The 6,134-nt window shown below is 56.4% G+C and carries 6 protein-coding genes; 5 read left to right on the top strand and 1 reads right to left on the bottom strand.

Annotated features, from left to right (window positions below):
• The 4 genes from DD606_RS26345 to DD606_RS03200 form a co-directional block, all read left to right on the top strand.
• Nucleotides 1–174: hypothetical protein (locus DD606_RS26345; RefSeq protein WP_176691432.1), on the top strand; the 174-nt coding region annotated here is incomplete at its 5' end.
• Nucleotides 174–566 carry a flagellar protein FlhE gene (locus DD606_RS03210; protein WP_048240552.1) on the top strand — a complete coding sequence of 131 codons (393 nt, stop codon included), beginning with the start codon at nt 174–176 and terminating at the stop codon, nt 564–566. The genes DD606_RS26345 and DD606_RS03210, both read left to right, overlap by 1 nt.
• Before the next feature lie 261 nt (nt 567–827).
• Complete coding sequence (locus DD606_RS03205; RefSeq protein WP_022648498.1) at nt 828–2,411, top strand: MFS transporter; 1,584 nt, start codon at nt 828–830, stop codon at nt 2,409–2,411.
• 4 nt (nt 2,412–2,415) lie between these two features.
• Complete coding sequence (locus DD606_RS03200; protein WP_003859729.1) at nt 2,416–3,555, top strand: glycoside hydrolase family 105 protein; 1,140 nt, start codon at nt 2,416–2,418, stop codon at nt 3,553–3,555.
• A gap of 34 nt (nt 3,556–3,589) precedes the next feature.
• Here DD606_RS03200 and argS read toward each other — a convergent pair whose 3' ends face one another.
• Nucleotides 3,590–5,323, bottom strand: coding sequence for an arginine--tRNA ligase (gene argS, locus DD606_RS03195; protein WP_032609527.1), 1,734 nt, complete (start codon nt 5,321–5,323; stop codon nt 3,590–3,592).
• Nucleotides 5,324–5,561: 238 nt separating this feature from the next.
• Between argS and DD606_RS03190 the strand changes: the two genes are divergently transcribed.
• The gene (locus DD606_RS03190) at nt 5,562–6,122 is read left to right on the top strand and encodes a VOC family protein (protein WP_045896070.1); all 561 of its coding nucleotides are present in this window, start codon (nt 5,562–5,564) and stop codon (nt 6,120–6,122) included.
• The last annotated feature ends 12 nt before the right edge of the window (nt 6,123–6,134 follow it).

Raw genomic sequence — 6,134 nt, 5'->3', positions numbered from 1 at the left:
CTGGCGCGTCAGGAGATGCTGGGCGCGCCGCCGGTGCTGCTGGTGAATCATGCGCTGCGTCCGCTGCTGTCGCGCTTCCTGCGCCGGAGCCTGAACCAGCTGGTGGTGCTGTCGAATATGGAGCTGTCCGATAACCGCAATATTCGCATGACGGCGACCATAGGAGGGAAATAATGCGGAAGTGGCTGGGGATCTTACTTTTCCCGCTGGCGGCGCAGGCCGCAGGCGAGGGGGCATGGCAGGCCAGCAGTATAGGCTTAACGCTCAACCATCGCGGGGAGTCGATCTCCTCCCGTCCGTTGTCTGCCTCTGAGCCCGTGTCCGGGCAGATGACGCTGGTGGCCTGGAATTACACCCTGACGGGACCCACACCAGCCGGGTTGCGGGTGCGTCTGTGCTCGCTGACCCGCTGCGCGGAAATCGAGGGACAAAGTGGCACCACCCAGGCCTTCAACGGGGTGTCTGCTCAGGAGCCTTTACGCTTTATCTGGGAAGTGCCAGGCGGTGGACGTCTGATCCCGGCGCTGAAAGTTCAGCGCAACGAGGTGCTCGTCAACTACCGCTAACTGCCTGCCTTTTCACCAGTCTTCAGGCATTTCTGAAGGCTGGCTCGCAAAATTGACCTTCCCTTTTGATACAAAAGAAACGCTGTTTTATAAATCAGTGACACGCGTATTGACACTCTTTGCATTTTTGCCATTCACCCCTTTGTGATGGCAGAAACAGAAAGGTATCAACAGGTCGATACTTTTACTGTAGCCGTGTAAAAACTCCCGGACGAGGTTTGCTTACAGGGAGTCTCCCAAAACTGATTAGGGTTGACGGCAATGAAAACACGTAAAATTGGACTCGCAAATTATCTTGCTTACGGGTCAGGGGACTTCCTCGGGGCGGGAACCACCGCCCTGACGGCCGCCTGGCTTTTGTATTTTTATACCACCTTCTGTGGACTCACACCGATTGAAGCAACCTTTATCTTCGCCGCCGCAAGGGTGCTGGATGCGGTTGTCAGCCCGTTAATGGGCTTTTTAACCGATAACTTTGGCACCACCTGGCTGGGCAAGCGTTTTGGCCGTCGTAAGTTCTTCATCCTGCTCGGTATTCCCTGTGTTTTCAGCTACTCGCTGATGTGGGTAGGGGACATGAGTTTCTGGTACTACCTGCTGACCTATCTGATCTTTGATATCGTCTACACCATGATCCTGGTGCCATACGAAACGCTGGTGCCGGAGATGACGGACGATTTCAAACAGAAAACCAAATTCTCCGGGGCGCGTATCTCTATGGCGCAGATGTCCGCTATTCTGGCTTCCTTCCTCCCGGGGATCCTGCTCACGCATTTCGGCAAAGACAACGCGATCTCCTTCTTCTATGCAAGCCTGGTCTTCTCCGTACTCTGCGCACTGATGCTTACGTTCGTCTGGTTCTTTACCTGGGAGCGCCCGCGGGAAGAGTGGTCTGAAGCGGCCCTGCGTGCCGAAGAAGAGAAGAAAAAGCTGACCCTGGGGCAGAGCCTGAATCGCCTTTTTGTTGAATTAAGTTCGACGCTGCGTATCAAGATTTTCCGCCAGCATCTGGGGATGTACCTTGGCGGCTACATCGCACAGGACGTCTTTAATGCCGTGTTTACCTATTACGTGGTATTTGTGCTGATGCAGGAGGCGTCAATGGCGTCCAACCTGCTGGGCACGATGGCCATCTTCCAGTTCCTCGCCGTGATCGGCATGATCCCGCTGTGCATTCGCTTCGGACCTGCGCCGTCTTACCGCATGGTGGTCGTGCTGTTTGGCCTGGCCTCGCTCTCTTACGCGGTGCTTTATTACGCGGGCCTGAGCGACGTTTACGCTCTGCTGCTGCTGATCTCTGCGGTTGCCGGTCTTGGTCGCGGGGGGATCAACTACGTACCGTGGAATACCTACACCTACATTGCTGACGTGGACGAAGTGATCACCGGTCAGCGTCGCGAAGGGATCTTCGCGGGCATCATGACGCTGACCCGTAAAGCGTCCCAGGCCGGTGCGGTAATGCTGGTGGGGATCGTGATGCAGATGTCTGGCTTTGTCAGCGGTCAAAAAGTGCAGCCTGCGGAAGTGAGCCACACCATTCTGATGATCCTGAGCGTTGGCACCATTCTGGTACTGTTCTGCGGCTTCCTGGTCTCCCTGCGCTTCAAACTCAATTTGCAGACCCACAGCACCCTGCGTGAAGAGACCGCGAAAATGCGCGAGTCCGGCCATGCGATGCCGGAGGCGGCGACCCCGCAGGCCCGCGCCACCGTGGAGATGCTGGCCGGTATGCCGTATGAATCCCTGTGGGGCAACAACAATATCGGTTATCTGAATCGCAATAAGCCGGCGGCCCCTTCGCTGAAGGATCGCGCGGTACTGAATTCGACATACAACAGAGGTTAAGATGATGAAAGTTTGGCCTGTCAAACATAGCCCGTTACTGCGTCAGCCTGAGCGCTTTATCGCCAGGGATGAGCTGAAATCGCTGATTCAAAAGGTGACGCATAACCTGGTCAATATCCACGACAAAACGGGTGAGTTTTTGCTGCGGCTGGACGACGGGCGCGTGATCGACACCAAAGGCTGGGCCGGATGGGAATGGACCCACGGCGTCGGTTTATACGGTATCTGGCAGTATTACTGCCAGACCGGTGACGAAGGTATGCGCGAGATTATCGACAGCTGGTTTACTGACCGTTTCGCTGAAGGCGCAACCACCAAAAACGTGAATACCATGTCGCCGTTCCTGACGCTGGCGTATCGCTACGAAGAGACCAAAAACCCGGCCTGGCTGCCGTGGCTGGAAAGCTGGGCGGAATGGGCGATGAATGAGATGCCGCGCACCGAACATGGTGGCATGCAGCACATCACCCTGGCGGAAGAGAACCATCAGCAAATGTGGGATGACACGCTGATGATGACGGTGCTGCCGCTGGCGAAAATCGGCAAGCTGCTGAACAAGCCGGAGTACGTCGAGGAGGCGATCTATCAGTTCCTGCTCCACGTACAGAACCTGATGGATCGGGAGACGGGGCTGTGGTTCCACGGCTGGAATTACGACGGCAATCACAACTTTGCCCGGGCCCGCTGGGCGCGCGGCAACAGCTGGCTGACCATCGTGATCCCGGATTTCCTCGAGCTGGTGGATCTGCCGGAAAACAACGCCGTTCGTCGCTATCTGGTGCAGGTACTGAACGCGCAGATCGCCGCACTGGCAAAATGTCAGGACGAGAGTGGCTTGTGGCATACGCTGCTGGACGATCCTGAATCTTATCTGGAGGCGTCGGCCACGGCAGGGTTTGCCTACGGCATTCTGAAAGCCGTGCGCAAGCGTTATGTCGGCGCAGAGTACGCAGAGGTGGCGGAGAAAGCGATTCGCGGTATCGTGAAAAACATCTCGCCGGAAGGGGAGCTGCTGCAAACCTCGTTCGGGACCGGGATGGGAAGCGATCTTGAGTTTTATCGCCAGATACCGCTCACGTCGATGCCGTACGGGCAGGCGATGGCGATACTGTGCCTGACGGAGTATTTGCGGAAGTATTTCTGATAATAAAAAACCCGGCGCTTGCCGGGTTTATTTTTTACATACGCTCTACGGTTTCGATACCCAGAGTATCCAGACCGAGCTTCAGGGTCTTCGCCGTCAGCTGCGCGAGCTTCAGGCGGCTGTGGCGCACCGCTTCGCTCTCGGCAGAGAGGATAGGGCAGTGTTCGTAGAAGCCAGAGAACAGACCGGCCAGATCGTACAGGTAAGCACACATAACGTGCGGCGTACCGTCACGCGCGACCACGGAGAGCGTCTCTTCGAACTGAAGCAGGCGGGCAGCCAGCTGTGCTTCACGGTCTTCGGTAATAGACACCGTAGCATTCGCCAGCACGCTTTCGTCGATATTGGCTTTACGGAAGACGGAGAGTACGCGGGTATAAGCGTACTGCATGTATGGCGCCGTGTTGCCTTCAAACGCCAGCATGTTGTCCCAGTCGAAGATATAGTCGGTGGTACGGTTCTTGGAGAGATCCGCGTATTTCACCGCGCCAATTCCCACCGCGTTAGCAAGTTTCTCCAGCTCGTCAGCAGGCATGTCCGGGTTCTTCTCGGCCACCAGGCGACGCGCGCGTTCCAGCGCTTCATCCAGCAGATCGGAAAGCTTCACGGTGCCGCCCGCACGGGTTTTGAACGGCTTACCGTCTTTACCCAGCATCATGCCGAACATGTGATGTTCCAGCGGCACGGAATCCGGCACATAACCCGCTTTACGCACGATAGTCCACGCCTGCATCAGATGCTGATGCTGACGGGAGTCGATGTAATACAGCACGCGGTCCGCATGCAGGGTTTCGTAACGGTATTTCGCACAGGCGATGTCGGTGGTGGTGTAAAGATAGCCGCCATCCTTTTTCTGGACGATCACGCCCATCGGTTCGCCTTCCTTGTTTTTATACTCATCAAGGAACACCACCGTTGCGCCTTCGCTTTCCACCGCCAGATTTTTAGCTTTCAGGTCCGCCACAATGCCTGGCAGCATCGGGTTATACAGGCTTTCACCCATCACGTCGTCACGGGTCAGGGTCACGTTCAGACGATTATAGGTAAGCTGGTTCTGGGACATGGTAATGTCCACCAGCTTGCGCCACATCTCGAGGAAGTACGGGTCGCCACCTTGAAGTTTCACCACGTAGCTGCGCGCGCGCTCGGCGAAGGCTTCGTCTTCGTCATAGTGCTTTTTGGCTTCACGGTAGAAACCTTCCAGGTCTGCCAGCGCCATTTCGCCTGCGTTTTCCTGCTGCTGTTTTTCCAGATACGCGATCAGCATGCCGAACTGCGTGCCCCAGTCGCCTACGTGGTTAGCGCGGATCACCTTGTGACCAAGGAACTCCAGGGTACGCACTGCCGCGTCACCGATGATGGTGGAGCGCAGGTGACCGACGTGCATCTCTTTCGCCACGTTTGGCGCGGAGTAGTCAACCACCACGGTCTGCGCTTCTGGCTGAGCCACGCCCAGACGGTCAGATTTCAGCGCCGCGTCAACGTGGCTTGCCAGGAATGCAGGCTCAAGGAAAATGTTGATAAAGCCTGGACCGGCGATTTCGGTTTTGCTGGCGATGCCGGTGAGATCCAGATGCGTCAGTACCTGCTCAGCGAGCTGTCGCGGCGGCATGCCCAGTTTTTTAGCCACTGCCATCACGCCATTAGCCTGATAGTCGCCAAACTGTACTTTCGCTGACTGACGAACCTGTGGTTCGCAATCCGCAGGCGCACCTGCGGCAATCAGTGCCTGACTGACTTTTTCTGAGAGAAGAGCCTGAATATTCACCTGGATACCTTACGTTTTTGATGCGGGTAAAAAACACCCACGCCAGTTTAAGAATTTAGGGCGGGAGTATACTGCAAATGCCTTCGGGCGTCAGCCCTGCGGGGGGCGAAGATCGCTCAGAATCCAGGCGAAGACGGTATGCATAATCATGCAGTCGAAAAAACCGTGATTCTGCGGTTGGTCGACAGGGGGCAACAGAGTAAATTAGCGGCTTTGCTACACGAAACGAGACTGACCTATGGCGAACTGGCACACCATTGACGAACTGCATGATATTTCCGCAGATTTACCGCGCTTCACCCAGGCGTTCACAGAACTTGCCACCCGTCTCGGGCTGGATATCGCGCCGCTTGAGGCCGATCACATCTCTTTGCGCTGCCACCAGAATGCCACCGCCGAACGCTGGCGGCGTGGCTTTGAACAGTGCGGAGAACTGCTGTCGGAGAATATCATTAACGGTCGCCCGATCTGCCTGTTCAAACTTCATGCGCCGGTAACGGTGGCGCACTGGCAATTCACCGTTGTGGAACTGCCCTGGCCAGGAGAGAAGCGTTATCCGCACGAAGGCTGGGAGCATATCGAAATTGTTCTGCCTGGGGAGCCCGAGACGCTGAACGCCCGTGCGCTGACGCTGCTTTCCGACGAGGGGTTAAGCCAGCCGGGTATTTTCGTCAAAACCAGCTCGCCAAAAGGGGAGCGCGAACGCTTACCGAACCCTACGCTTGCCGTAACGGACGGCAACGTGACGGTGAAATTCCATCCCTGGACTATCGAGCAGATCATCGCCAGCGAAGCGTAAGCATTGTGAGCG

Source organism: Enterobacter cloacae complex sp. GF14B (assembly GCF_004136805.1).
In the GTDB taxonomy this organism is placed as follows: domain Bacteria; phylum Pseudomonadota; class Gammaproteobacteria; order Enterobacterales; family Enterobacteriaceae; genus Enterobacter; species Enterobacter hormaechei_C.
This window is presented reverse-complemented; position numbering and strand designations above follow the sequence as displayed.

Bases quoted from the DNA above. Each gene is read 5' to 3' on its own strand.
- DD606_RS03210 (WP_048240552.1), top strand. From the start codon at position 174: ATGCGGAAGTGGCTGGGGATCTTACTTTTCCCGCTGGCGGCGCAGGCC.
- DD606_RS03190 (WP_045896070.1), top strand. From the start codon at position 5,562: ATGGCGAACTGGCACACCATTGACGAACTGCATGATATTTCCGCAGAT.
- DD606_RS03200 (WP_003859729.1), top strand. From the start codon at position 2,416: ATGAAAGTTTGGCCTGTCAAACATAGCCCGTTACTGCGTCAGCCTGAG.
- DD606_RS03205 (WP_022648498.1), top strand. From the start codon at position 828: ATGAAAACACGTAAAATTGGACTCGCAAATTATCTTGCTTACGGGTCA.